At 67.3% G+C, this 2,528-nt stretch carries 2 protein-coding genes; both read left to right on the top strand.

Going from position 1 to position 2,528, the window contains the following annotated elements:
* The coding region (locus F3J18_RS36535; RefSeq protein ID WP_166917012.1) for a PhoH family protein at positions 1–1,503 on the top strand (1,503 nt) is incomplete at its 5' end.
* A gap of 267 nt (positions 1,504–1,770) precedes the next feature.
* Positions 1,771–2,528 (top strand): C40 family peptidase (locus F3J18_RS36530; RefSeq protein ID WP_240156513.1); only part of this gene is annotated, 758 nt, incomplete at its 3' end.

Genomic DNA, 2,528 nt, shown 5'->3' with positions numbered 1-2,528 from the left:
GCGCCGGTCGCCCGCGCCGAGGCACCCGCCGGCCGCGCGCCCGCGACCCACGCCGCTCCTGCGCGCGAGGCCGGCAAGACCACGCGCGGACGCAAGGCCGCTGCGGTCGAGCAGCAGAAGCTGTTCGTGCTCGACACCAACGTGCTGATGCACGACCCGAGCAGCCTGTTCCGCTTCGAGGAGCACGACGTCTATCTGCCGATGATGACGTTGGAAGAGCTCGACAACCACAAGAAGGGCATGTCCGAAGTGGCGCGCAACGCGCGCCAGGTCAGCCGCACGCTCGACGCGCTGGTGGCCGACGGCGGCCCGATCACGGCCGGCATCCCGCTGTCGCGCCTGGGCAGCCGCGAAGCGGTCGGCCGCCTGTACTTCCAGACCACGCTCAACGATATCGAGCCGGTCGAGGGCCTGCCGCAGGGCAAGGCCGACAACCAGATCCTCGGCGTGGTGCGCGCGCTGCAGCGCGAGCGCAGCGACCGCCTGGTGGTGCTGGTGTCGAAGGACATCAACATGCGGATCAAGGCCCACGCGCTGGGCCTGCCCGCCGAGGACTACTTCAACGACCAGGTGCTCGAGGACACCGACCTGCTGTACTCGGGCGTGCGCGAGCTGCCGCAGGACTTCTGGACCAAGCATGCCAAGGGCATGGAGAGCTGGCAGGACACCAAGACGGGCACCACCTACTACCGCGTGACGGGCCCGATGGTCGCCTCGATGCTGGTCAACGAGTTCGTGTTCCTCGAGCCGCAGAACGGCGAGCCGACCTTCCACGCGATCGTGCGCGAGCTCAACGGCAAGACGGCGCTGCTGCAGACGCTGCGCGACTACAGCCACCACAAGAACAACGTGTGGGGCATCATGGCGCGCAACCGCGAGCAGAACTTCGCGCTGAACCTGCTGATGAACCCGGAGATCGACTTCGTCACGCTGCTCGGCCAGGCCGGTACCGGCAAGACCCTGGTCGCGCTGGCCGCGGGCCTGGCCCAGGTGCTCGACGACAAGCGCTACAACGAGATCATCGTGACGCGCGCGACGGTGCCGGTCGGCGAGGACATCGGCTTCCTGCCCGGTACCGAGGAAGAGAAGATGCAGCCCTGGATGGGCGCCTTCGACGACAACCTGGAAGTGCTGCAGAAGACCGACGACGCGGCCGGCGAATGGGGCCGCGCGGCCACCCAGGAGCTGATCCGCTCGCGCCTGAAGGTCAAGAGCATGAACTTCATGCGCGGGCGCACCTTCGTCGACAAGTACCTGATCATCGACGAGGCGCAGAACCTCACGCCCAAGCAGATGAAGACGCTGGTCACGCGCGCGGGCCCCGGCACCAAGATCGTCTGCCTCGGCAATATCGCGCAGATCGACACGCCCTACCTCACCGAGGGCAGCTCGGGCCTGACCTACGTGGTCGACCGCTTCAAGGGCTGGGGTCACAGCGGCCACGTCACCCTCGCGCGTGGCGAACGCTCGCGGCTGGCCGACTACGCGTCCGACATCCTCTGAGCGGCGTTTCGATCGGCGGCACCCAAAAGCGCTCCCTCGGGAGCGCTTTTTTCATGGTGGCAGCGATGTTTGATTCATCCCCATATTTCACCATGAGGCATTTGGGGCCAGGGTTTTTGCGCAAAAACTCCAATGCGCTGCTCGAAAATCGGGCAACTTCTCATGTCATTCATGAAGAATTCTTGCCGAAGCCGCGCCGGAGCGACTACCATCCGCTTTACCCGTGGTCATACGATAGGCGCCTCATTCGGCGCCTGCCCTCTTCCGATGCTGCGAATCTGGCTGTCCGTCGTCGTCGTTTCCCTGCTCGCCGCGTGCTCGACCGCGCCGCAGCAGTCGTCGACGCGCACCGGTGCCGCCCCGCGCATCACCACGCCACGCGCCTTTGCGCCGCCGCGCGGCTTCCCGAACTTCGTCGATCACAGCATCGGCCGCGAGGAAATCCCGATCCAGGCCATGAGCCTGGTCGGCATCCCCTATCGCTGGGGCGGCAATACGCCGGACAGCGGCTTCGACTGCAGCGGGCTGGTGCGCTATATCGTGTCGCGCGCGGCCAACGTCTCGCTGCCGCGCACCACGGCGGAGATGAGCACGCGCGGCGAATCGATCGAACCCGACGAGATCGCCCCCGGCGACCTGGTGTTCTTCAACACCACCGGCCGCCCGCATTCGCACGTCGGCATCTACGTCGGCAAGCTGCGCTTCGTGAATGCGCCCTCGACAGGCGGTACGGTGCGCCTCGACTACCTGACGAATCCTTATTGGGCCAAGCATTTCGACGGCATCCGGCGCGTCGCGCCGGCACGTCACGCGCCGGCGCCGTTCGACACGCCGACCTACGAGGCCGACAATCGCCAGCCCGATACGGCTCCTGTGCCGCAGGCGGCGCCGGCCGCCGCCGCGCCCGTTTATGCCGCGGCGCGCGCGGAAAGCACGCCGGCACGTGTCGCGCCGACGCCGATTCAGGCGACTGCCGCCCCGATCGCGACCGCGACGACAGCCGTCGATACCGCGCCGCCGCCGCA

It is taken from the genome of Burkholderia sp. Ax-1720 (genome assembly GCF_011753035.1).
Lineage (GTDB): Bacteria > Pseudomonadota > Gammaproteobacteria > Burkholderiales > Burkholderiaceae > Burkholderia > Burkholderia gladioli.
The sequence above is the reverse complement of the archived record's forward strand: the minus strand, read 5'-3'. Positions and strand labels throughout refer to the sequence as shown.